This is a genomic window from Streptomyces humi, from assembly GCF_001005085.2.
In the GTDB taxonomy this organism is placed as follows: Bacteria; Actinomycetota; Actinomycetes; order Streptomycetales; family Streptomycetaceae; genus Streptomyces; species Streptomyces humi.
In genome coordinates this window covers 49,413-71,773 of sequence record NZ_LBMU02000016.1, presented here as the reverse complement: position 1 = coordinate 71,773, position 22,361 = coordinate 49,413, and the positions used below count along the sequence as shown (strand labels likewise).

Sequence of the window (22,361 nt, the reverse complement as noted above, 5' to 3'; positions counted from 1 at the left end):
GGCCGCAGGCGTGCGTGCGGTGCCCTGTGCCACGGCGACGGCTGCGCGGAGCCGGTTCCGGGGCTCGTGGCGTGGGGCCCGGGCTCCGGCGCCAGGAGGGGGCCCGCGTCGGCTGACGGGGTTCCGTGACTCCTGAGGCTCGAAGGGACTCCTGTTGCCTCGTCGGCGTGGTGAACGCGCGCGCGGTATGAGGTCCGTCGTAACTCAGCGTGGATCTTCAGGGGCCTCGGGCATCGGACATCGGGCCGCGGTGCCGGGTGATCGGGCGAGCTGATTCCGATCGCAATCGTCGGAGGTGTGAGCGTGGCCGCCCCTCCGCGGGATCGCCGCTCGCCCCCGGCACGTCTCCCGGCCTTCCCTCGGCCGAGTCACGCCGCCCGGACCCGGCGGACCTCAGGTCGGACGAGCACCCGCGGCCCCGAGTCCCACCGAGCCGATCCGACCCGCCCACCCCACCCACTCGCACCACTCACCCCACCCACTGGCACCACTCACCCCACCCGCTCGCACCACTCGCGCCGCCTCACCCCACCCCGCCCGCCATCGAAGCCAACCCGTAACCGCCGTCGTCAGCCGCACGCCTGACGTTCGGTCACCCGACCGTGTGCTTCTCACCTGCGACGTCACTCGTCCTGCGGATGCCGGCCCACAGCTCCGCATGCCGTTCCGGCGTCCCCGGTCGCAAGAAAATCCTGTCCGAATCATTGACGCCCCACCGGCCCCTCCGTAACTTGTGCCAGCAAGCGCTTACTTGAAACGATTCATGCAAGCGGCGGCGACCGCTGCGGGGAGGGGCCCGACTGTGGGAACCAGCAGGAATGTGGAGAGGCGGACCATCCTGAAGGCGGCCGGAGCCTCGGCGGCCGCGCTCGGGCTCGCCGCGACGGCCGGTTGCGGAGGCGGCAGCGGCTCCGGGGACGGGACGGTGACGATCCGTTACTCGTGGTGGGGTGCCGAGGAACGCGCCAAGAAGATCAACCAGACCATCGCGCTCTTCGAGAAGAAGTACCCGAAGATCAAGGTCAAGACCGACTTTCAGACGTATGCGTCGTTCTGGGAGAAGTTCCAGACCCAGGCCGCCGGCGGAAATCCCCCGGATGTTTTCCAGAATGCCGTCACCTTTCTCCGGAAGTACGACAAGCGAGGAATTCTGCTCGATCTGAAGTCGCAGGTTCAGGCGGGAAATCTGAGCCTGGATCACTTCCGGGCCGGAGTCACGAAGGTCGGCCAGGTCGACGGCAAGCAGCTCGGAGTGCCGGTCGGTTCGAACACCATGGCGCTGGTCATCGACAAGAAGGTCTTCGCGAAGGCCGGGGTCGAGCCGCACGAGGGCTGGACCTGGGACGACTACTTCAAGGCCCTCAAGACCATCCACGACAAGACCAAGGTCGCGGGGGACACCGGCTACTTCGCGATCATGTACCTCTACGACCTCTACCTCCGTCAGAACGGCAAGGCGTTCTACACCGCCGACGGACTCGGCTTCGACAAGGCCGACCTGACGGAGTGGTGGACGGACGGCTACAACCGCGTCAAGGCCGGCCTGGTCACCGACCCGAAGGTCGTCCAGCAGGACGCGCCCAAGTCCTCCCTCTCCGCAGGCCACGGCGCCTCGGAGTTCACCTGGGACAACTTCACCGTCCGCTACACGGCGGAGGGCAGCAGCACCTACGGCCTCGCCCCGATCCCCACCATGGACGGCAAGCACACCGGGCAGTACCTCGCCTCCCTCATGCTCAGCGCCTCCGCCCGCACCGCGCACCCCAAGGAAGTCGCCCAGTTCATCGACTTCATGGTCCACGACCCCGAGGTCGGCAAGATCATGGGCTACGACCGGGGCATTCTCGCGAGCACCGAGCAGTACACCGCGTACAAGCCGACGGACCCGGTCAACAAGGAGATCGCGCAGTACGAGGACGACACCGCCAAGGCGGGCGTGCTCGGCACGATCACCCCGCACCCCTCCGGTGCCGACACCATCGAGGCCGCCTTCCTGCGCATCGGCGGCGACCTCGGCCAGGGCAAGACCAAGGTCGCGGACGCGGTGAAGCAGTTCTTCACCGAGTCCGAGGCCGCCTTCCAGGCCTGATGGGACCTGCCGTGACGCTCGTCAAGGACTCCCTGCCCGCGGCCCGCGAGCCGCGTCCGGTCGCCGCCGACGCGCGCCGGCGACCGGGCCGCCGGCGTGAGAACCTCGCCGGCTACCTGTTCATGTCCCCCTGGATCGCCGGCTTCCTGCTGCTGACCGCGGGCCCGATGGTCGCCTCGCTGTACTTCGCGTTCACCGACTACAACCTCTTCAACACGCCGAAGTGGGTCGGGTTCGACAACTTCACCAGGATGTTCGACGACCCCCGCTGGCAGAAGTCGGTGGAGGTGACCGCGAAGTACGTGGTCATCGGCACCCCGCTGAAGCTGCTGCTGGCTCTCGGGGTGGCGCTGCTCCTCGCCCAGAGCCGGCGCGGCCAGGCCTTCTACCGGGCCGCCTTCTACGCGCCCTCGCTGATCGGCGCGAGCGTGTCCGTCGGTTTCGTCTGGCGGTCGCTGTTCTCCGACGGCGCGGTGGTGGACCGTACCCAGTCCTTCTTCGGCTGGCACGTCGGCGGCTGGGTCGGCAACGCCGACTGGGTGCTGTACTGCCTGGTCGCGTTGACGGTGTGGCAGTTCGGCGCGCCCATGGTCATCTTCCTGGCCGGTCTGAAGCAGGTGCCCAGGGAGCTCTACGAGGCCGCCGAGATGGACGGCGCCGGGCCGCTGCGCAGGTTCTGGAACATCACCCTGCCGATGATCTCCCCGGTGCTGTTCTTCAACGTGCTCCTGGAGACCATCCACTCCTTCCAGATCTTCGGGTCGGCCTACGTCGTCTCCAACACGCAGTGCGGTCCGGCCGACGCCACGCTCGTCTACACCTGCTACCTGTACCAGCAGGGTTTCAAGAACGCCCAGATGGGCTTCGCGGCGGCGATGGCGTGGATGCTGCTGCTCGCGGTCGCGCTGGTGACGGCCGTCCTCTTCTGGTCCCAGAAGAAGTGGGTGCACTACGAGGAGGGAGCCCGATGAGCGCGATCACCACCAAGGTCACGGACACGGTCGGTCGTAAGCGAGCCGGATCCCTGGCCTGGCACCTCGGTGCCCTGCTGATCCTCGCGGTCATCCTCTACCCGGTGGCCTGGGTGATCGGCGCCTCGTTCAAGCCCAGCAAGGACATCATCAACAGCCTGCAACTGTTCCCCGGGCACCCGATCCTGTCGAACTTCAAGGGCCTCGCCGACGGCATCGCGGACATCGGCATCTGGACGTTCTTCGAGAACTCGCTGTTCTACGCCGTCGGTGCCGTCGTGGGCGTACTGGTCTCCTGCTCCCTCACCGCCTACGCCTTCGCCCGTATCCGGTTCGCCGGCCGCAACCTGCTCTTCTCCCTGATGATCGGGACCCTGCTGCTGCCGTACCACGTGCTGCTGATCCCGCAGTACGTGATGTTCCAGAAGCTGGGCTGGATCAACACCTACGCCCCGCTGCTGGTCGGCAAGTACCTCGCCACCGAGGCGTTCTTCGTCTTCCTGATGGTGCAGTTCATGCGCAACCTGCCGAGGGAGCTCGACGAGGCGGCCCGGCTCGACGGCTGCGGACACCTCCGCATCTACTGGTCGATCGTGCTGCCGCTGTGCCGGCCCGCGCTCATCACCAGCGCGATCTTCACCTTCATCAACGCCTGGAACGACTTCATGGGTCCGCTGATCTACCTCAACGAACCCGGCAAGTACACGGTGTCCCTGGGCCTGATGATGTTCCGCGACTCCGACGGCGTGGCCGCGAACTACGGCGGCATGATCGCCATGTCCCTGGTCGCGCTGCTGCCCGTGCTGTTGTTCTTCCTCGCCTTCCAGCGCTATCTGATCGACGGAATGGCGACCTCCGGACTGAAGGGCTGATGACGTCGTGGCCGACGTGCGCACCAAGCCGTCCGTCTTCGCGGAGCGGTTCGGCGTCTTCGCCGAGTGCCTGCTCACCGGGGTGTGGATCGCGGTCGCTTCGCTGGGGGTCGTCACCTATCCGGCAGCCTTCGCCGCCGGGGCCCGGCATCTGCGCCGCCGCACCGGTCAAGTAAGCGGTGGCTGGCGGGAGTTCGTCGCGGACTTCCGGGTCGCCGTGCGCGGCGGCTGGGTCGTAGGGCTCGCCGGCTGGGGTGCGGTCGCGGTCGCCTGGGTGGATGTCCGGGCCGTGCGCGCCGGGCTGCCCGGCGGACCGCTCGTCGGGGCCGTGGGCCTCTTCGCGGTGATCGGCCTGGCGGTCGCCGGGCTCCGCGCGGCGGCCGTCTGGACGCCCGGCGACCGCTGGCGCACCCTGCTGGCGGCGGCGGGCCGCCGTACCGTCCTCGACCCCGGCGGATCCTTCCTGCTCGTCGGGGGAGCGGTCCTCGTGATCTGTTCCGCCCTGCTCATCGCACCGCTGGCGGTGCCCGTGCTGGGCGCCGTCGCGGCGGCGGCCGTCGCCGTGGAGGAGCGCCACCGCCGCCGCTGACCGGCGGTGTCCCGTGCCAAGGGCGGCGCCACCGGCGCCGTATCAATCTCTGTCATGCCCCTGACCACCCTGCACTCGCACGGAAAGGAAAGGCGGAAACATGTCTCCCATCCCTCGCAGGTCCCTTCTCAAGGCGGCCGCCGTGGCCGGCGCCGCCGCCCAGTTCAGCTGGGCGCTGGGCGGTAGGGAAGCGCAGGCCGCGCCCAGAGCCGAGGCCGCCGACGAGGACCCGGTGACCCTGGACTGGCTGGAGGACGGCGGCCTCGGCGCCGCGCCCGGCTCGACCGTCGGCGTGCCCTGGCCGATGGGCGCCTTCCGGGAGGACCAGAACTTCGCGCTCACGGACGCGGACGGCAAGGACGTGCCGGTCCAGTCCTGGCCGATCGCCTACTGGCCGGACGGCTCCCTCAAGTGGACGGCCCACGCGGTGAGTTCGGGAAGCGGAAAACTCACCCTCGCGGCGGGCGACGCGGCCGCGCCCGACAGGAAGGTCACCGTCGACAGGAGCGGCGGCACGATCGACGTGTCCACCGGCGTGATCGCGGTGAAGATCGGCAAGAACGGCTCCACGATCATCAAGTCCGTCACCCGGGGCTCCACCGAGATCGCCAGGAACGGACGGCTGGTCCTCATCCGCCAGCCCGAGGTCGAGGACGAGGACCAGGGCACGGTCAAGACCGAGCGCTTCGACGGGGCCATCGACTCCGTCACCGTCGAACAGGACGGCCCGGTCCGCGCGGTCGTCCGCATCGACGGCAAGCACCGCAAGGGAAGCCGCAGTTGGCTGCCGTTCTCGATCCGCCTCTACTTCTACGCGGGCGCCGACTCCTTCCGCATGGTCCACACGATCACCTACGACGGCACCCAGGAGCCGGGCAAGGCGAGCGGTGACTTCATCCGCGGCCTCGGCGTCCGCTTCAGCGTGCCGATGCGCGACGAGGCGTACGACCGGCACGTCCGGATCGGGGGAGAGGGCACCGGTCTGCTGCGGGAGGCCGTCCAGGGCATCACAGGGCTGCGCCGCGACCCGGGCGCGGCCGTGCAGGCGGCCCAGTACGCGGGGGAGAAGCTGCCCGACCCGGCCACCTGGGACCAGCGCGTCACCACCCGCCTCCAGTACATCCCGCACTGGGGCGACTACACCCTCGCCCAGCTCTCCGCCGACGGGTTCACGCTGCGCAAGCGCACGAAGAAGGGGTACGGCTGGATCGCGGCCGGCGGCGGCAAGCGGGCCTCCGGATTCGGGTACGTCGGCGGCGCGAGCGGCGGACTCTCCTTCGGACTGAGGGACTTCTGGGAGAAGTTCCCGGCCCAGCTCGACATCCGCGACGCCCACACCGACAGCGCCGAGGTCACCCTCTGGCTCTGGTCGCCCGAGGCCCAGCCGATGGACCTGCGCTTCTACCACGACGGCATGGGCCAGGACACCTACGCCGAACAGCTCGAAGGCCTCAACATCACCTACGAGGACTACGAGCCGGAGTTCGGCACCCCCTACGGCATCGCCCGTACCTCGGAGCTGCTGTTCTGGGCCAACGAGACGACACCGACCCCCGAGGCGCTGGCCGACCAGGTCGAGGCCGTCCGGACGCTCCCGCAACTCACCGCACCGCCCAAGCAGTTGATCAAGGCCAAGGTCTTCGGACCCGGCCTGTACTCCGAGCCCGACCGCTCCACCGCCGCCAAGGCGAAGATCGAGGACCACCTCGACTTCCTCTTCACCTACTACAAGGACCAGGTGGAGCAACGCCGTTGGTACGGCTTCTGGGACTACGGCGACTTCATGCACACCTACGACACCGTCCGCCACCAGTGGCGGTACGACGTCGGCGGCTACGCCTGGGACAACTCCGAGCTCTCCCCGGACCTCTGGCTCTGGTACGCCTACCTGAGAAGCGGCCGCTCCGACATCTTCCGGTTCGCGGAGGCGCTGACCCGGCACACCGGCGAGGTCGACGTCTACCACATCGGCCAGTGGGCGGGCCTCGGCACCCGGCACGGTGTCCAGCACTTCGCGGACAGCGCCAAGCAGCAGCGCATCTCCAACACCACCTACCGGCGCTTCTACTACTTCCTCACCGCGGACGAACGCGTCGGCGACCTGATGGCCGCCAACGTCGACTCCGACGAGACCTTCCTCGTCCTCGACCCGCAGCGCAAGGTCCGCACCGACCCCTACACCCCCGACCGGCACGCCCTCTCCATCGGCTTCGGCACCGACTGGAGCGGCCTGGTGTCGGCGTGGCTGACCGAGTGGGAACGCAAGGGCCCCAAGTGGGAGAAGGCCAAGGCCCGCGTCCTGTCCACCATGCAGGGCATCGCCGCCCAGCCCAACGGCTTCGTCCAGGGCAGCGGCCTCTACGACCTCGACACCGGCAAGTTCGCCACGGCCACCACCGCGGTCGTCTCGGTCTCCCACCTCTCCGCCGTCTTCGGCCTCAACGAACTCTGCGCGGAGCTCATCCACCTGGTCGACATGCCCGAGTTCAACGAGGCCTACTTCGACTACTGCCGCTACTTCAACGCCACCAAGGCCGAACAGGCGGCACGCTACGGCTCCAACTTCGGCACCCTGCTGCTGTTCCAGGGCCACTCGCGGCTCGACGCCTACGCCGCCGTGCAGACCGGTGACGAGACGCTGGCCAAGCGCGCCTGGACGAAGTTCTACAGCTCCGACGGGTACACGGAGTCCTCGCCGTGGAAGACCGAGGCGCTGTCCGGTCCGGTCACGCTCGTCGCGGGCAGCGAGGCGAGCTGGGTGTCCTCGAACGACACCGCGCTGTACGGACTCGCCGCCATCGAGAACCTGGCCCTGCTCGGCGACAAGATGCCCTCGTAGGAGGGGTGGGGGAGCGCCGTCGCACGGGCGGCGGCGCTCGCACCCATGAGTGTGGTCCAGGTCACTTCGCGGGGCATGAGTACGCGTACTCAGACACGGCACGCGGGCAGACTCCGCCCATGGACTGGACCCACTACCGCTTCCTCAGCCGCTGGCCGCTGCCCTTCGGGGCCGCGGCCGTCTACCGGGCACTCGAACGAGTCGAGGACTACCCGCACTGGTGGCCACAGGTGCGCTCGGTGACCCGCCTGAACGACACCACGGGCATCATCACCATCCGCTCCGTCCTGCCGTACGACATCACCTTCACCGCGCGCGAGACGCGGCGCGATCCGGAGGCCGGGGTGCTGGAGACGGCCATGACCGGCGACATCGTGGGCTGGGCCCGCTGGACGGTCGTCGCCGACGGCGCCGGCGCGCTCGCCCGCTACGAGCAGGTCGTGGACGTCGACAAGGCGCTGTTGCGGCGGCTGGCCGTCCCCGGACGGCCGCTCTTCCGTGCCAACCACCGGCTGATGATGCGGTCGGGACGGCGCGGACTGCTCGGGCACCTGCAAGCGGTTTGAACGAAGCCCGCGGCTCCCTGTATCGTTCACTGCGTTCCCGGGCGATTAGCTCAGTGGGAGAGCGCTTCGTTCACACCGAAGAGGTCACTGGTTCGAACCCAGTATCGCCCACCATAAGAAGTTCATTGGAACCCGGTACCTTCCAGGGGCCGCCCACCAGGGCGGCCCCTGTTAGTTGCAGGCCAGCGCCCGTCCCCGGCTGGGGAGGGGCGCTTTGGCGTTTGGGGGCCGGTAGGACAGCTTGGAGGGTGGCCGGGGCTTGCGGCGGTCCAGTGGGGGCCTGGTGTTGGCTCTGGGCCGCGTGCAGGGCGTTGAACGGCTCCTTGAGCTTGTGGCCCACCCGAACGTTGCCGTCCAAGTCCTCGTCGATGTACAGCGCCTCGAAGAGCGCCTGGTTCAGCCGGCGGCGCTGCTGATCGTTGCAGCGCCGGTACAACGCTTGCGGATCTTGCAGAAGCTGCAAGCACGTCTCGATGATCTCTGCTCCTGTGCTGAGGTCTTCGTCGACGTCGTGGAGCCGGGTCGTCAGGCGATCCCGCTGCTTGGTGATGTCTCGCAGCTTGGCCTTGATCTTGCCCTGGGGCAGGCCGCCGTCGGCTGCCAGGTCGATGAGGTTGCTCTCCTTGGTGTCGAGCGCACGAAGCTGTTTCGTGAGCTGGGCTTGGAGGAGCTTGGTCGTGGTCTGTTGTTCGTCGACCATGGCGGTCAGATGCGAGCGCATGGCAGAGATGAACTCTGGTGTGAAGCGCACTGTGGCGTAGTGGTCTTCGACGGCTTCCTCGACCTGTTCGATCGGGACGTACGGCAGCTCACAAATGTGATCGAAGCGGCCGTTGCAGAAGAGGTACCGATAGACGTCGCCGTTCCGGTTGGTGGCGTGCTGGACGATCATGCGGCGCTGTTCGCCTCGGCGGCGACGACAGGAGCCGCAGAACAGCGAACCCTTCAGCTCGTGGTGATGCACGCGCCGTCTCTCACGAGCGTTGTTTCGGGAGTCGGCGATCTCCTGTACGCGGTCGAAGAGGTCTTGCGGGACAAGGGGAGTATGACGCCCCTTGTACTTCTCGCCCTCGTGGGTGATCCAGCCGCAGTAGTAGTCGTCGCGCAGGACGACGTGCAGTCGGTTGGTGGAGATCCCCCGTTCTTCGGGGTGCCGGGCGTTGCGGGGCATGCGCAGCCCACGGTCGTACAGTTCCTGCGCCACTTCTTCCACGGTGTACTCACCGGTGGCATACAGCTCGAACGCCAGGCGGATGAAGGGGCCGCGTACAGCATCGACGGCGACGGTGCGAACCCTGCGGTCGTCGACGAGTTCGATGGTGTTCAGGTACCCGACAGGGGTGCGGGTGATCGTGCCGCCGTTGCGAGCCTTGTTGGCCATTTTGGTCTTGACGTCCTCGCCGCTTTGGCGGACTGCAAGCCAGTTGAAAACATCGGTTACCGCCTCCATGGCCTCGGCCATATCGCCATCGCCGAAGTTCTCTTTGGTGGACACCAACTTGACGCCGAACTGCTCAAGCTGCCGCTTGGTGATGGCGGCGTCGATGTAGTTTCGGAAGACGCGTGAGCGCATGTAGATGATGACGCAATCGACGTCTCGCTGCTCGGTGATGCGTTTGAGCATCTGGCGAAAAACTGGCCGCTTGGCGATGGTTACTGCCGAGTTTCCTGGTTCGACGCACTCGTCGACGACGTCAACTCCGAGTTCTTTGGCTTTTTGCAGCGCATGTTTTCGCTGCGTGTTGATCGAGTTGCCCCCGGGGTCGAAGTCTGCGTCGGTGTCCATCTGACGCTTGGACGAAACGCGCAGGTATAGAACCGCCCGCTTCACTGCAACTTCTTCGCGGTGCTTACTTGATGTCCGAGAAGGCATTACATTCTCCTTTCCTGGTGCTATTACTGTTTTGGTAGCCCCATAGTAACTCCGTTATGGCCAATTGCCGAGGGCCATTTTGGCAGGCCAAGCCCGTTTACGGGCTGGCCTGGCCAGTGCCGGTGATAAGCCCCGGAAATTCCTTGGTCGTCACCACCTGGAACATTCTGTCGGCCGCAAGGTCCCGCAACTTTGGCTCGCTTTCCAACGCTGCCCGGATGGCTGCTTGCCGCTTGGAATCGGGCACCACCCACGCCACGATCGGGAACAGTCCGTGTGCCTGCTGGTGCGTGCCGGTTGCGGCGTACTGCTGGTATTGGAGTGCCTTGCGCACGATCACCGGCGCGTGCTCGGTGGCGTTGTCGGTCTCGATGAACCAGTGGTGTTCAAAGTCTCCGCCGGCCGTAATGGCGAACAGGTCGGGCTTGAGCCAGGCTCGTGCGCCGTGCGCTGACAGGAACGTCCGCCAACACTCCGGCTCAGCTTCAAGTCGCAGCAGCTCGATCGCTCCCGCACGGGCCAGCTCCTGGAGCTGGATTGCAAGATCAGCACTTGCCAATGTGTGGGCGACGAAGCTTGGTGACGGCTCGCTGTAGCGCCGCCGGGCAGTGTCACCGTGCTGGGCACGCAGCAGTCGCTCACCGCTCGCGCCGAGCTGCCACACAATGCCGGTGCTTCCTGCTCGCACTCCGCCAATGCGGCGGTGCAGCCGGGCGATCAGGCGGTGTGATTCCAACCGAGTCAGAACTCGGATAGTGGCAACAGCGGCGGCCATTTCCGTTGCATGACTCTTGCCGCTACCCACTTCCCGTGGCTCACCGCCAATCGGGAAGTGCAGCCGCCGGATAAGGATGGTGGTCAGTGCGCGGTGTACGCGCAATGATTCAAGGATGGCTAGATCGCGCTCGGAGAGCGCTTCAAGCAAGCTCGCTATGTCGTTGCACTTCATTCATTTCTCCCTTCTCTTAACACTAGGGCTTTGCGCATGGCGGCTGTTCCGGCTGGAGTGCTGCCGCTCTCTGGATGATGCGCGGGAAGATGGTTCGTTGGTCGGTTTACTCCTCGCCGAGGCTGCCGGGCCGGGGACGCGCATTGGACTGCTGGAGACGCAGTCAGTCCCTTCCCGCGCTGTGCCAGCGACCGTGGCTGTCCTGCGTGAATGTCCCGATGATCTCCGTCATGGAAATAGGGGCGAACAGAGGGGCGAGGACAGCACGGGCAATTCGCCCGGATATCCCTTGCGGGCCTTGCTTGTTCACGATGTGTCAGGTCGGCTGCGGCGTTTGTAGCCGAATTGCTGCGGGGCCGACCTGGGCACTTGTGGCAGGTCGCTGCCACTGGTCGCCGTGGGCGCTGGAGCGGTTTGCGCAGGCGCGTAATTGGCGCGGGCGATAGCCCGAACTGCCTCGGCATCGGCAATGACCGGCGGTGGCGGCAGGGTGCGCACCAGCCCCCAGCCAGAAGGCGCGCCATCCGCCACAAGATTCGCGTAAGCATGGAATCTGGGCAGGCTCATGAAGTCCGCAGGCTCCAACTCCGGGGCCAGTTTGGTCGCCAGGTCCCGGGCGTCTTCGGCCTCGGTTGCGAACACGACCTTGCTCCGCGCGTTGATATCCACAGCTGTGCGCAGCTCCGGCGGGAACTGGCTGCGGAACTGCGCGGCCAGGAACCAGCCCACCGACAGCGAGCGCGAGATGGCCAAAGCGTCCGCGAGGCTCGTTGGTAGGTGCACGAACCGGGGGGCCTCATCCACGTACACCGTGCCTGGCCGCAGGTGTGCGTTCGCCTCGCTGGCCCGCTCCTGCACGGCCTGCCAGCACTCGGCAATGATCAGACTCCCCAAAAGCGAGGCCACGCCAGGTCCCACCAGTCCCTCGTTGAGGGGCACGAGTACGACCTTGTTGGTCCGGAAGACATCCCGCAGCCGGAACCGCCCCGACCGCTGATCCAGCATCCGTAGTACCGCCGGCCGCAGCAAGAATTGGCGTAGTTTGTTCATGGGGGCTGCCAGGACAGCCGCCTGAGCGGCAGGCCCTTGCTCAGCAGCAGGCGCGGGGGTTCGCCATGCTCGGTGACCCGATGGACGACGTAGAACGCGCATTGGGCGAGGCTCACCAGTTGCTTACGCAGCACGAGGGGGCGAGCGACGACACTGCCCCGCACCTTAGCCCGCACTACAACCGCGCCAACTTGACGCTCCAGACGGCCAGTTGCTACATCGAGGCAGGACAGCCAGCACGGGCCGCCAACCTGTACGGCACAGTCTTGGAAGGTGACGCCCTGTCTCGCCGTGACCAGGGCTATTTCCTAGCTCGGCGCGCCTGCTCCCTGGCGCTGGCTGGACAACCGGATGACGCCGCGAGCGTTGGTCTGGCTGCCGTCGAGCTGTCCGACGCCACCAACTCACTGCGGACCAAGCGGGAGCTGACCCGGGCCATGACTACGCTCCAGCCCTGGGCGACGCGGCCCGGCCCCCGCGAGCTGCGTGAAGCGCTGCGGGCCTAGGGTTCGACCAGCCAGTCGGCCGTCGTGCGGATGACGAACGCCTGCCACTCTTGACTCTGGGGGTCGAGGTACTGCGGATCGTCGTGGACCGCGAAGCCGTGCTGTGCGCCCTCGATCTCCACCAGTCGGCAAGGCGCTTGGAACAGCGGTGCTGCTTTCCGGGACGCCTCCACCGGTACGAACGTGTCCTTGGTGCTGTGCACGATGAGCGTCGGGGCCTGGACCTCGCCGAGCGCCTCATGGGGCCGGAGCCAGAACACCTCGTTGTAGATGGCCCGCCCGTGCCTCAGCGTCGGCGAATGCGGCAGGTAGCCCTGTTCGGCGAGCTGGGCGGCGGCTTCGTCGGTCAGGTGATCGTCCACCCAGAACGGCCGGTTGTCGATGGTCCGCCGTTTGTAGTTGAGCTGCGGGTTGAAGAGCACCAGCCGCGTGATCTCCTGCGGCTGCTTGGCCGCGTAGTAGGCGCACGCGCCCCCGGTAAAGCTCGTGCCGAGCAAGGACAGCTCCCGCGCGCTGGTTGCCTCACGGAGGTAGGCCAGCACGACACGGATGTCGTTCAGGATGCTGGAGAGCGTGAGGTCCTCCTGACGACCCTCGCTCTGGCCGTGGCCGCGGAGGTCGAAACGCAGGGACGCAACGCCCGCATCGGCCAGCCCGTCAGCGAGCCGCGTGAAGAATCCGCCCTCTTCGCGGGTGACGCCTCCGCCATGTACAAGCACCACGGCCCGGGAGGTTGGCTGCTCCGGCGTCACCAGCGTGCCCGCCAGGTGGAGACCGTCGAGGGTGCGGACGCTCACGTCTGTAGTTGCCATGGTGGAAAGCGTAGAGCGGTCGGTCCGACGGCCGACAGAGGGCGACCACTGCTTCGGGAGTGGTACGGCTACATAAGAGAAACCGAGGCAGACGTGTCGTCGCCGGGCACGATCTTCACGGCAACCATATCGGCAGCGCCAGAGTCATCGGCAACATCGGTCAGGGATTCCAGTTTTGCCGAGGCGTACGTCCTGTTGAGGCATCCAAGGTTGAAGATGTCCTCGCCCAAGCGAAGGACTAGTTCATTCCGTAGAACAAGGTTGGGGACGCTGTCACCCTGTTGGAGCTGCTGAAGCTCGGGGCTATCCAAACTTGCCCGCGGGATCGTGAAAGACACGTAATCCCATCGCTCGATGTTTGTCTCGCTGGTTAGATACCGGTGCACTTCTTTGATCGACTCAAATTCTTCATCAGTCAGGGACTGGGGGATCGGGAAGTACACGCCGCTGATGCGCTGAATGTCGTCGAGGACGCGAAGAAGTTTGAGTGACTCCTCAACGTTTGGGGTTGAGGCGGGTAGATCCATTGGCGGACCGATTTCCTTGCCATTAAGCACCAAGGTCGCGCCACGGCCCTCCTTCGCCTCTGCTAGAAAACGGACGACTGGCAACAGGATGCAGGGCAGGCTGCGGTCGGGCATGTGGAACGAATAGTTGATCTTGGCGTGATGTGTAGACACGTCGAACCGCGTCACAACCTTCGCTACGCCGCCGAGGTCTTCGAGCTTCAGCTCGATGCCTCTCCTACCAGATGTCCGTTCTTTGGCTTCGAGTGGGAGGTGAGCTTTGATAGCCCCTTGGGCATCCCGAATACGGAGGGCGAACCGTGCGTCTGCCAGCGGGGTGTTGTCAATGGCACCGCCGACGCGAAGTTCACCACCATCGAAGTTTCCGCCAAACTCGGCAGGCGCATCGATGGAAAAATTCTTCACGAACTCGCTTGGAACAACCGTGGCTGTGCCATAGTCGAAACTGTCCTGAAGTGCCTGTGCGGCCTGCTTCCCGTCCTCAGTGTCGGGGAAGGTAAATACGCCACCGACCTGAATGGGGCGATCCTTCTCGGCGCCAGAGTATCGGGGATGAGTTGTGATGTTGACAGATCCGTTGGGTTGGATGCTGAAGCTAAACTCGTAATGCGGATCGAGGGAGTTGAGACGATCCTTGAGCGTGCGCACGCGATCTATTAGATCCGTAACCCCTCGGGTAAGGGCTGCTTGCTCTTGGTTAATCTCCCGCATCATGCCAACGATCTCGTCGTTGCTGCCCTCTAGGTAATAACGGGGCAGCTCCGGGTGGGAGGCCATCTGCCCATCGAGCCAATCCTTCCCATGCCAGATACAGGGGAACGGATACTTGGCAGCCAGATCATTGAACCACTTGAGTTCGCCATCAGTGTGATTGATGGGCACCACGAGGTACCAAGCCACGGGGTTGTGCTTGGCCGCATTTCTGAGCGAGTCGGAAACTTGCCGTCTTCTGCCGGACCTTTCATCAAGGCGTCCGGTAAAGCTCTTGAGTTCGAAGATTTCCAGGCCCGTAGGGAGCGGTACCTGGACGTCACGCCCCTTGTCTCCGCCCGCTCCGTCGATGCGCTGGGCCTGCGGATGCAGGCGACTGATGAGGACGGAGACCATGTCCTCGTAGACATTGGAGCCGAGTCGCTCGTCGGTCCAGTCGACCCTGTTCTTCATGCCGCCCTCAGTCCTTACTGCTCCCGGCCTCGCCCGGCGACTTCAGCCCCCGTACCAGCTCCGCCGCATCCACCCCGAGTGCCTCAGCCAGCTTCAGGATGTTGTGCAGGCTCACGTTGCGCTGGCCGCGCTCGACCTGCCCAATGAACGTCCAGTGCATACCACTGTCGTCGGCAAGGCGTTCCTGGCTCTTACCGAGTTCGTTCCTGCGGGCGCGCACCCGCGCCCCAAAGGTCTGGGCGGCGTCTGAGATGGGCTGTTTTGCCATGGCGAGCCCTAGCTCATATGTCCCAAGCCTCAAGATCCAGAGACTATATATCCCAACTCTCTGCATCCCATGACTATGTGTCCTATGCTGCCTCGCGTAGGTAGCTCCCGCAGCACGGAGGAGGTGGTGGTCATGCTGCGCAACAACGGTGGTGGTGGCGGTACCGGCGGCTGATAGCCCCGTGCCCCAAGAAGACCCCGGCTTGCATCTCCTGCGGTCCGGGGTCTTCGCATGTTCGGCATTGCTCTGAACTGGGCTTTTTTTATACTTGATCTTGTATATGGCTAGTCCGTTAGAGCGCCTCTACCAGACCAAACTCGCCCTGCTCGCCACCGTCGTCACGGTGGTCGGTATAGCTTTAATGCTCCTGGCCCACTGGGCGAGCGGCAGCCCCGCCGGCGCCTGGCTTGACGCACTTCCCGCGATGGAGGTCGGCTCGGCCCTCTTCACCACCGGCCTCATCGCGATCTTCTTTGAGTACATCGACCAAGCCGACGCTGAGGTTCGAGCAAACCAGCGCCTCCGCAAGGTGCTCTCGGAGGAAGCGCCAGCCATCCGGGACGCGGTGGTCGACGGCTTCGCCTTCTCGCCGGAGTCCCTGACGAACGTGGCCTCCACGAAGACCCTCGACCGGATCGTCGAGAACTGCCTGTCCATTCGGCTCGGTGACAAGGAACTGGCCGCCGACGCCTATCAGGACCTCCGGGAACAGATCTTCGGGGCCAAGCAGCGCTGGGAGGATGCCCATGTTGCGGTATCGCTCGCGCCCTGGAAGCAGGGGCCGACGGAGGGCCGAGGCGCGATGTTCGTCGCCACTGTCCGGTGGGAGTACCGCTTCGTGCCGACCAGTCCGCTGCTGCGCTTCTCCTGCGTCTCCGACCTTGACGCCTACCGGGAGCTTCTGGCCGACCCGTCGTCCACGGCCACGTGGTACTTCGAACCCATAGACGGCCACAACGCCTCGTCGCCCGAAGTCTTCGAGCTGGTGCAAGTCGCCGTGAACGGCAAGGCGCAGACGCCTCGGCGCAGCGTCCGCAAGGAGGGCCAGGTCTTCGCGGTGAGCCTCGGCGGCGACGTGAAGGCCGGGGAGCCGGTCACCGTCTCGTACACCTACCGCGTGCTCGTCCAACAGCACGGACATGTCCTGCACCTTGACCTCGCCCAGCCGACCAAGGACTTCCGGGCTGAACTCTGGTACGGCGATTGCGGTATCCGCTACATGAACGTCTTGGACTACCACTCTGGTCCACGTCAGGCGCGGTACACCGCGCTTGCTGCATCGGATCCGTCACCGAGCGTCGAAGTCGCTTACGAGGGCGGGACGTTCCCCAAGGGTGGCGTGGCGTTCGTGTGGGTGCTGGAGGGGGAGATGCGCACGGTCACCAGTCGACAGAAGTGATCACGTTCGGTCAGGAGTGTGGGTGCTCTACTCCCTTTGTCTGCCCCGAGCCTGACGGAGCGTGAGTGATTGTCAGTGTCACCGGCTAGCGTGTCGAGGTGCAGGGTACGAAGATCGTGGGGCTGTGGCGTATGAGGCAGCTCGCGACATGCAGTAAATGTAAGAACAGGGGTTGGCTATGACAGCACTGGAAGACAAGCTGACGCGCTACAAGGCGCCGTCCAGCAATACCGAACAGGATAAACAGGAACGAGCCGAGCGCATGGTGCGCAATGCGGTCAACGGATGGAGCGGCTTCAACGACATCCGTACCAGCTTCCTGCCCAAGGGGTCCTACAAGAACAACACCAACGTGCGAACTGACAGTGATGTCGATATCGCCGTGATTCATGAGGGATTCTTCTACTACGACGATAGTGCTTTGTATGAGGCTGACAAGATTCACGGTTCGGTGGCCATCAAGCATTTCGATGGTCCAGGTTTCCGGTCTGAACTTGAAAAAGCTATGCGCCATGCGTACGGAAGTGACTGCGACACGTCCGGTACCACGGCTATCGAGATTGCCGAGAATGGCGGGCGAGTTAAGGCGGATGTGGTGCCGTCCTTCCGTTACCGCTACTACCATTACGACACCCTTGGGAAAGTGGCATACCGCGAAGGTACGAAGACGTGGCGCACAAACGGCGAGTGGGTTATTAACTACCCTCAGCAGCAGTATGACAATGGCGTTGCTAAGAACAACCGTACGGGTACGCGCTACAAGCAAATGGTCCGTATTCTCAAGCGAGTGGAAAACGACCTGGTTGCAGCTGGGCAGATTGATGCGCTGCCGAGTTACTTCATGGAATGTCTTGTGTACTGCACGCCGGACGGGCACTTTAACCATGGAGGTCTGACGCCGCTGACCGATGACATCAGTGCCGTCATTGGCTACATCTGGAATCAGACTAAGCCGGGAGGCTCTGCGAAAGACTGGCATGAGCCGAACGGCATCAAGCCGTTGTTCGGTCCTGGACAGAAGTGGTCTATGGAAGATGCTCACGAACTTGCACTCAAAGCGTGGCGGAACCTGGGGCTGAACTGATGGAAGGAATCAAGGTTCGAGTAGGGATCGGCATTGCGGCGCTTGTCGGATTGGCGCTGGCGCTACTCGCAGGCCAAGGCCTCTCTCAAACACCGTTGCGCATCTATTCGATCGCCGGAACGCTCGCTGTGCTGGTGTTTGCTTTGTGGGAGCGCTTCATCTGGAAGTGGAAACTGGTGAGGTACTTCACGGGCGTACCATTGATTGCCGGGACATGGCGTGGCGAACTCGTCTCTTCTTACGTTCGCCCGGATGGTACTAACGTGCCTCCAATTCCCACGGTTGTATACGTCTCGCAGTCGGCGTCTAAGTGGACTGTCACGCTTTTCACTGGGGAGTCGAAGTCAATCTCGGAGCATGCCAAACTCATCCCTGATCCTGACGGTCGGTGGCGACTGAGTTGGCAATATGTCAATACTCCTCGCCCCGGTGTGCGTGACCGTAGTGAGCGACACAAGGGCGCAGCTGAGGTGTACATCGGTTCGCAGCCTGGTGAGGGCCTCGAAGGGGCGTATTTTACTGATCGGCGAACGGATGGCGAATTGCGTTTTACTGAATGGTCGCCTGAGCGTTACGGAAGTTCCGGTTCTGCTCTTGCCGCTGATAGCTTTAACCATGCGAGTCCATTCGTAGGTAAAAGGTGAGTGCGGCACGAGCGTGATGCACTATGGCCGTGAATGTACAGTTCATAAATGGGTTGCGACTGGTGTTGGGAAAGAGGATGATTTCAATCCGAACACCAAGGAGGCCATGTGTCCGTAAACGATGACGTCATCAAGGCTGGTATCGTGAGTGACGCCGACTACATGGGCCGCTTGTTTCGTGACCTTCAGAACGCCAATGATTCGAACCTGTTTGGCGTCGTGCCGTTGTGTATGGCCCCTTACTTCTCGCTGATCATTCACGAGGTGAAGGGGAAGCCGCAGGTGATTGACCCATCGGTGTTCGATGAGTTCTCCGCAGACGCTGCCGCAGTGAGTGCGCGCGCGAGGCACAGTCTCAAGCTCTTCGAGGATACCCAACGAGGTATTGAGGGGCAGTTGGAGTTCTTCAAGAACGACATCCTGGACAAGCATTCCGCGCATTTCCTTGGGAACACATGGTTCCCGCCTGCTCGTCGGTGGGAGAAGGATCTGGGGCTCTTCACCTACGGAGGCACTCTTCTCGCGACTTCTCATTCTGCTGCCTTCCATCTTGGAATCGAGCATGAAAGGATTTTTCGCAACGACGATGGTGCGTATGTGCGCGGCACCAATGAGCAGGTCGGTCGATGTTTCTACCGGCTTGGCGCCCGTCTCGATGCGACCGGTGGCGATACCTTCGTCCGTCATCTTTCAGGGAACTTCGTGAAGCGGAAGGACGTGCGGGCTTCGGGCTATTACCCACGGGCTTTCAACGGCAGCACAACCGAGGCGCTCAATGGTGTCTTGACAGACTTCCAGGTAATGATGAACTTCATCGACAAGGTCATCACGGCCGGTGCTGACGTTCTCAACCTTGAGTACACTGTGTTCAAGATTCGGTACATCACCGTGTACGCGGTGTTGCAGAGTCTCGCACTTCTCAAGGATGACGCTCGCTACCCGCTGTCTTCGGCGTCAACCGCAGTGATCGAAAATATCCTGGCTGCGCCCGCTGGCCGCGTTATCACGGACCGTTCCGTGCGGCATTTTCGAAACACCTTGATGCACTACAACCTGCTGCCTAGTGCTGATACTGCGCGGGTGGACCTAGGGCAGCCGGTCTTTGGTCTTGGGCCTCAATACTTTCCTGCGTACGACTTCGAGGGACTGAGCGGGTTGCTCGACACATGCATTCAGGAGACAGCCAACGCTTTGAACGAGTGGGCTGGGGGCGTGTAGCGAAGACGTTGGGCAGGACTCCAGCGATAGCTGCCATGGTCGCTCCACTTTTACGACTGCGGTCGTGCCTTCCGCGTCTGTTACTGCCGTCGGCTGCGGCTTCAGGTGCATCGGTCGCCGTAGCTGTCTGCCCGAGGATGCCCGCAATAGCGGCTCGCCGGTCTTGGAGCCACTTCTCCTCAGCATCTAACTCTGCCATGGCTTTTTGCTGGACCGTCTCGTCGGTGAGGGTCTACGCGACCCAGTCGTTGAGGGCTTCCACGCCAACGTCGTTCACGCTGTGCCCAGTTATGCCGCGTAGGCCCTCGATCTGCTCACGCAGGGTGGGATCAATTCTTACAGCAAAGGCCACGACCTTGCGTTCCTCTTCTGCCGCTGGTACCGGCGGTTGTGCATCTGGGTGGTGTTCGCTCATTTTGAAACTCCTTCCGTTTAGGGTTGCTGCTTTCTATTTATAGCTATCCGAGCGTAAGGTCTCGTCCATAATTGGAAAGAAATAGCCAGCCCCATCTGTCAAGTGACGACAGATGGGGCTGGCGTGACCGGCAAACCTTGTACCTACCGGCGCTCGTGCGGGTCGCGCATCTGCACACCGCGCTTGCGTAGGCGCAGGCGTACTGTTTCAGGGTCGACCTTCAGACGGTCGGCAACACGGGCTGTTGATAGGCCTGTGGCGTACAGCCGCTCGGCTTCGTCGACGTTTGCCTCGGTGAGCCGACGCCAGCGGGGTGTAACGCCGTTGCGCTTGAGGATGCTGCTCACTGTCTGCCGCTTGATGCCGAAGCGCTCGGCCAATTCATAGGTTGTAGCACCAGACTTGTATGCCTCGACCAGCTCCGTGACCTGTGCGGGCTTGAGCCGCTTGGCGACGCGACGTTGCGGCTTTGGCTGCTGCCGCTTGACTGGTGGGACTTCAGGCCCTGGCAGCGTGCCGAGGACGTGCCGGAGGTACTGGAGCTGGGCTTTTGTGTTCCAGTGGGGTCTACCGTCGCCCACCACCGGGAAGGCCGGTCTGCCTGTGCAGACCGGCCTTTTTCGTGTCTGCCGTGCGTCTTGAGGGGGTCTCATGAGCGAGGGTAAAGACAGCGAGAGGCGACGGAGAAGGGTTTCCGTGAGCCGGCGCAGGCTGTGGGCGCCGGGCGTCGTCACGGGCGTCATGGTGGTGCTCGCCGCGATGGTGGCCGGCGCCCAGGCCTTCGCGAACAAGGAACCGGTCACCTCGACGTAGGTGGGCGCGGTGATCCGGGCGGACGGAAGCGCCCGCGTCAACCGAGGTCATCGACTGCGACTTCGGGCACTCGGGATCCACCCACGGCATCTACCGTGACGTACCGGACGCGGACTTCTACGAGAACGTCCGCGCCACCATGGACGGACACAAGGTCCCCCCGGCGTCCGCTGCGAGCACGGCACCTGGGACGACGGGAAGCCCTGCACGGCCACCCGGAGCGAGCCGGGGCACCTGGTCGTCAAGCTCGGCAAGCTGAGCGGTCGTGAGGGCGTCACCCTCTACGGCACCACCGGGAAGACCAAGGCGGCGAGTGCGCCGGTACTGCCCGCGGCGCCCTCCGGCGGGGCCGTCGGTACGACTCTTCCGCACCCGCTGCACACCGGCGGCCTCTTCCTGGCCGCCGCCGTCGCCACGGTCGCGCTGACCTACTTTCTGCTGCGGTTCCGGCTTCGTCCTGGTGATCACCGGCGGTGCCCTCACCGGCCGCCGGTCCGGTGCCGGACGGCCCGTCGTACTGCTGGCCGCCGTCGCCGCGGGCATCGGTCTGACGCTCGTCGCCTGCGGATGGGAACTGGACCGGCGTACCGCGCGCGGCACCGCCCTCTGGCTCCGGGTCGAGGCCTTCCGGCGCTATCTGGCCGACCCCGGCACCGTCCCCGGTGAACTGCCCACCGGACGGCGGGCGGAGCTCTACGGGGCCTGGGCCGTGGCCCTCGGTGTGGAATCCGCCTGGGAGGACGCCGTGGGCGCCTCCGCGTCACCACCGGCACAGCGCGCGGACACCCGAGCCCTGTACCGCACCGACCTGCTGCTCGCCGCCGTGGTCTTCGCCGGCTCCAGCCCGGCCGCCGGCTCCGGTAATTCGGGCGGTGGCGGCGGCGGTTCCTCGTCCGGCGGCGTCGGTGGTGGCGCCGGCGGTGGTGGCGGCGGTTCCTGGTGAAGCGACGGGGCACCGGGATGCCCGGCGCCCCGCCCCTCACGCCGCCGTCGGCAGCTCCGGCCGCAGCGGCCAGTCCTGGTTCACCGTCTCCGGTGTGCCGCTGCGGGTGAACCAGGCCTGGAGGCCCCTGGCCTGCGCCGCGTGCCAGGTGGTCTGAAGCGTGTGCAGCTGGGCCGGGCTCAGACGCTCCAGGCGGGTCGCGAACCGGCGGCCCAGTGCCCGTACGACCTCCAGGGCCGCGAGCGCGTCCGCGCCCGCGTCGTGCGCGCCCTCCAGGGTGACCTCGTAGTGCGCGCACAGGTCGGTCAGGGTGCGGCGGCCCTTGCGGTACCGGTCCAGATGTTTGTCCAGGACCCGGGGGTCGAGGACGAGCAGCGGACTCGCCTCGAACCAGCGGTCCAGGGAGGATGCCCGATGACGGCGCAACTCCCGGTCCAGCAGGGTCAGATCGAACGGCGCGTTCATCACCACCAGCGGGCGGTGCATCGCCGCGTGCTCGGCCAGTTCCTCGGCTATCTCATGCATCACCGGCGCCGGCCAACGGCCGTTGCGCTGAAGGTGTTCGTCGGTCAGCCCGTGCACCGCCGTCGCCGCTTCCGGCACCGGCACGCCCGGGTTCACCAGCCAGCGGACCGCCCTCGGCCGGGTACCCGGGGCGTCCTGGACGACGACGGCGGCCGACACGATCCGGTCGGTCTCGACGTCAACGCCCGTGGTCTCCGTGTCGAAGGCGGCCAGGGGCCCTTCGTACCAGCACGTCATGCCTACAC

21 protein-coding genes and 1 tRNA gene are annotated in these 22,361 nt (G+C 64.8%); 13 read left to right on the top strand and 9 right to left on the bottom strand.

The window, feature by feature from the left end; translation table 11 throughout:
• The first annotated feature begins 802 nt into the window (after positions 1 to 802).
• The 7 genes from AAW13_RS05750 (at position 803) to AAW13_RS05720 (ending at position 8,040) form a co-directional block, all read left to right on the top strand.
• Complete coding sequence (locus AAW13_RS05750; protein ID WP_046726630.1) at positions 803 to 2,089, top strand: ABC transporter substrate-binding protein; 1,287 nt, start codon at positions 803 to 805, stop codon at positions 2,087 to 2,089.
• Between the two features lie 11 nt (positions 2,090 to 2,100).
• The gene (locus AAW13_RS05745) at positions 2,101 to 3,060 is read left to right on the top strand and encodes a carbohydrate ABC transporter permease (RefSeq protein WP_046726629.1); all 960 of its coding nucleotides are present in this window, start codon (positions 2,101 to 2,103) and stop codon (positions 3,058 to 3,060) included.
• Positions 3,057 to 3,932: a carbohydrate ABC transporter permease gene (locus AAW13_RS05740; protein WP_046726628.1), complete on the top strand. Its 876-nt coding sequence runs from the start codon at positions 3,057 to 3,059 to the stop codon at positions 3,930 to 3,932. Before AAW13_RS05745 ends, AAW13_RS05740 begins: the two co-directional genes overlap by 4 nt.
• A gap of 7 nt (positions 3,933 to 3,939) precedes the next feature.
• Positions 3,940 to 4,521: a hypothetical protein gene (locus tag AAW13_RS05735; protein WP_046726627.1), complete on the top strand. Its 582-nt coding sequence runs from the start codon at positions 3,940 to 3,942 to the stop codon at positions 4,519 to 4,521.
• A 100-nt stretch (positions 4,522 to 4,621) separates the two neighbouring features.
• Positions 4,622 to 7,360 carry an exo-rhamnogalacturonan lyase family protein gene (locus tag AAW13_RS05730; RefSeq protein WP_046726626.1) on the top strand — a complete coding sequence of 913 codons (2,739 nt, stop codon included), beginning with the start codon at positions 4,622 to 4,624 and terminating at the stop codon, positions 7,358 to 7,360.
• Between the two features lie 119 nt (positions 7,361 to 7,479).
• On the top strand, positions 7,480 to 7,926 hold the full coding sequence (locus AAW13_RS05725) for an SRPBCC family protein (RefSeq protein WP_046726625.1): 447 nt from the start codon (positions 7,480 to 7,482) through the stop codon (positions 7,924 to 7,926).
• Between the two features lie 39 nt (positions 7,927 to 7,965).
• Positions 7,966 to 8,040, top strand: a tRNA-Val gene (locus AAW13_RS05720).
• Here AAW13_RS05720 and AAW13_RS47730 read toward each other — a convergent pair.
• The 3 genes from AAW13_RS47730 to AAW13_RS05705 all read right to left on the bottom strand — a co-directional run bounded on the left by AAW13_RS47730 (position 7,997) and on the right by AAW13_RS05705 (position 11,753).
• The gene (locus AAW13_RS47730; RefSeq protein WP_420855437.1) at positions 7,997 to 9,712 is read right to left on the bottom strand and encodes a recombinase family protein; all 1,716 of its coding nucleotides are present in this window, start codon (positions 9,710 to 9,712) and stop codon (positions 7,997 to 7,999) included. The genes AAW13_RS05720 and AAW13_RS47730 overlap by 44 nt on opposite strands.
• A 184-nt stretch (positions 9,713 to 9,896) precedes the next feature.
• Entirely contained in the window at positions 9,897 to 10,748 is an 852-nt protein-coding gene (locus AAW13_RS05710; RefSeq protein ID WP_046726623.1) for a replication-relaxation family protein, read from the bottom strand.
• Positions 10,749 to 11,054: 306 nt separating this feature from the next.
• Positions 11,055 to 11,753 (bottom strand): hypothetical protein, encoded by a 699-nt coding sequence (locus AAW13_RS05705; protein WP_240528543.1) that lies wholly within the window; start codon positions 11,751 to 11,753, stop codon positions 11,055 to 11,057.
• 125 nt (positions 11,754 to 11,878) lie between these two features.
• Between AAW13_RS05705 and AAW13_RS05700 the strand changes: the two genes are divergently transcribed.
• Positions 11,879 to 12,304: a hypothetical protein gene (locus AAW13_RS05700; protein WP_206306158.1), complete on the top strand. Its 426-nt coding sequence runs from the start codon at positions 11,879 to 11,881 to the stop codon at positions 12,302 to 12,304.
• Here AAW13_RS05700 and AAW13_RS05695 read toward each other — a convergent pair.
• The 3 genes from AAW13_RS05695 to AAW13_RS05685 all read right to left on the bottom strand — a co-directional run bounded on the left by AAW13_RS05695 (position 12,301) and on the right by AAW13_RS05685 (position 15,075).
• Positions 12,301 to 13,116 (bottom strand): alpha/beta hydrolase, encoded by an 816-nt coding sequence (locus AAW13_RS05695; protein ID WP_046726622.1) that lies wholly within the window; start codon positions 13,114 to 13,116, stop codon positions 12,301 to 12,303. The genes AAW13_RS05700 and AAW13_RS05695 overlap by 4 nt on opposite strands.
• 68 nt (positions 13,117 to 13,184) lie before the next feature.
• Positions 13,185 to 14,807, bottom strand: coding sequence for a hypothetical protein (locus tag AAW13_RS05690; protein ID WP_052768415.1), 1,623 nt, complete (start codon positions 14,805 to 14,807; stop codon positions 13,185 to 13,187).
• A gap of 7 nt (positions 14,808 to 14,814) precedes the next feature.
• Positions 14,815 to 15,075 carry a helix-turn-helix domain-containing protein gene (locus AAW13_RS05685; RefSeq protein WP_046726750.1) on the bottom strand — a complete coding sequence of 87 codons (261 nt, stop codon included), beginning with the start codon at positions 15,073 to 15,075 and terminating at the stop codon, positions 14,815 to 14,817.
• A 280-nt stretch (positions 15,076 to 15,355) separates the two neighbouring features.
• Here AAW13_RS05685 and AAW13_RS05680 point away from each other — a divergent pair, with 280 nt between their 5' ends.
• The 4 genes from AAW13_RS05680 to AAW13_RS05665 all read left to right on the top strand — a co-directional run bounded on the left by AAW13_RS05680 (position 15,356) and on the right by AAW13_RS05665 (position 19,420).
• Positions 15,356 to 16,474 (top strand): hypothetical protein, encoded by a 1,119-nt coding sequence (locus AAW13_RS05680; protein WP_046726621.1) that lies wholly within the window; start codon positions 15,356 to 15,358, stop codon positions 16,472 to 16,474.
• Positions 16,475 to 16,652: 178 nt separating this feature from the next.
• On the top strand, positions 16,653 to 17,558 hold the full coding sequence (locus tag AAW13_RS45495; RefSeq protein ID WP_071659443.1) for a nucleotidyltransferase-like protein: 906 nt from the start codon (positions 16,653 to 16,655) through the stop codon (positions 17,556 to 17,558).
• Positions 17,534 to 18,202: a Cap15 family cyclic dinucleotide receptor domain-containing protein gene (locus tag AAW13_RS05670; protein ID WP_240528542.1), complete on the top strand. Its 669-nt coding sequence runs from the start codon at positions 17,534 to 17,536 to the stop codon at positions 18,200 to 18,202. The genes AAW13_RS45495 and AAW13_RS05670 overlap by 25 nt, the downstream gene beginning before the upstream one ends.
• A 108-nt stretch (positions 18,203 to 18,310) precedes the next feature.
• Positions 18,311 to 19,420, top strand: coding sequence for a hypothetical protein (locus AAW13_RS05665; RefSeq protein WP_046726620.1), 1,110 nt, complete (start codon positions 18,311 to 18,313; stop codon positions 19,418 to 19,420).
• Positions 19,421 to 19,652: 232 nt separating this feature from the next.
• Here AAW13_RS05665 and AAW13_RS45490 read toward each other — a convergent pair whose 3' ends face one another.
• Positions 19,653 to 19,835 (bottom strand): hypothetical protein, encoded by a 183-nt coding sequence (locus tag AAW13_RS45490; RefSeq protein ID WP_143144981.1) that lies wholly within the window; start codon positions 19,833 to 19,835, stop codon positions 19,653 to 19,655.
• Positions 19,836 to 19,978: 143 nt separating this feature from the next.
• Positions 19,979 to 20,215 (bottom strand): hypothetical protein, encoded by a 237-nt coding sequence (locus AAW13_RS46335; protein ID WP_206306157.1) that lies wholly within the window; start codon positions 20,213 to 20,215, stop codon positions 19,979 to 19,981.
• 893 nt (positions 20,216 to 21,108) lie between these two features.
• Between AAW13_RS46335 and AAW13_RS45765 the strand changes: the two genes are divergently transcribed.
• Positions 21,109 to 21,591 (top strand): DUF2207 family protein, encoded by a 483-nt coding sequence (locus AAW13_RS45765; RefSeq protein WP_046726619.1) that lies wholly within the window; start codon positions 21,109 to 21,111, stop codon positions 21,589 to 21,591.
• A gap of 36 nt (positions 21,592 to 21,627) precedes the next feature.
• Here AAW13_RS45765 and AAW13_RS05650 read toward each other — a convergent pair whose 3' ends face one another.
• Complete coding sequence (locus tag AAW13_RS05650) at positions 21,628 to 22,353, bottom strand: 3'-5' exonuclease (RefSeq protein WP_046726618.1); 726 nt, start codon at positions 22,351 to 22,353, stop codon at positions 21,628 to 21,630.
• Positions 22,354 to 22,361 lie beyond the last annotated feature (8 nt).

Bases quoted from the DNA above. Each gene is read 5' to 3' on its own strand.
- AAW13_RS05740 (WP_046726628.1), top strand. From the start codon at position 3,057: ATGAGCGCGATCACCACCAAGGTCACGGACACGGTCGGTCGTAAGCGA.
- AAW13_RS05730 (WP_046726626.1), top strand. From the start codon at position 4,622: ATGTCTCCCATCCCTCGCAGGTCCCTTCTCAAGGCGGCCGCCGTGGCC.
- AAW13_RS05725 (WP_046726625.1), top strand. From the start codon at position 7,480: ATGGACTGGACCCACTACCGCTTCCTCAGCCGCTGGCCGCTGCCCTTC.
- AAW13_RS47730 (WP_420855437.1), bottom strand. From the start codon at position 9,712: ATGGACACCGACGCAGACTTCGACCCCGGGGGCAACTCGATCAACACG.
- AAW13_RS05710 (WP_046726623.1), bottom strand. From the start codon at position 10,748: ATGAAGTGCAACGACATAGCGAGCTTGCTTGAAGCGCTCTCCGAGCGC.
- AAW13_RS05705 (WP_240528543.1), bottom strand. From the start codon at position 11,753: ATGCTGGATCAGCGGTCGGGGCGGTTCCGGCTGCGGGATGTCTTCCGG.
- AAW13_RS05700 (WP_206306158.1), top strand. From the start codon at position 11,879: ATGGACGACGTAGAACGCGCATTGGGCGAGGCTCACCAGTTGCTTACG.
- AAW13_RS05695 (WP_046726622.1), bottom strand. From the start codon at position 13,116: ATGGCAACTACAGACGTGAGCGTCCGCACCCTCGACGGTCTCCACCTG.
- AAW13_RS05690 (WP_052768415.1), bottom strand. From the start codon at position 14,807: ATGAAGAACAGGGTCGACTGGACCGACGAGCGACTCGGCTCCAATGTC.
- AAW13_RS05685 (WP_046726750.1), bottom strand. From the start codon at position 15,075: ATGGCAAAACAGCCCATCTCAGACGCCGCCCAGACCTTTGGGGCGCGG.
- AAW13_RS05680 (WP_046726621.1), top strand. From the start codon at position 15,356: ATGGCTAGTCCGTTAGAGCGCCTCTACCAGACCAAACTCGCCCTGCTC.
- AAW13_RS45495 (WP_071659443.1), top strand. From the start codon at position 16,653: ATGACAGCACTGGAAGACAAGCTGACGCGCTACAAGGCGCCGTCCAGC.
- AAW13_RS45490 (WP_143144981.1), bottom strand. From the start codon at position 19,835: ATGAGCGAACACCACCCAGATGCACAACCGCCGGTACCAGCGGCAGAA.
- AAW13_RS05650 (WP_046726618.1), bottom strand. From the start codon at position 22,353: ATGACGTGCTGGTACGAAGGGCCCCTGGCCGCCTTCGACACGGAGACC.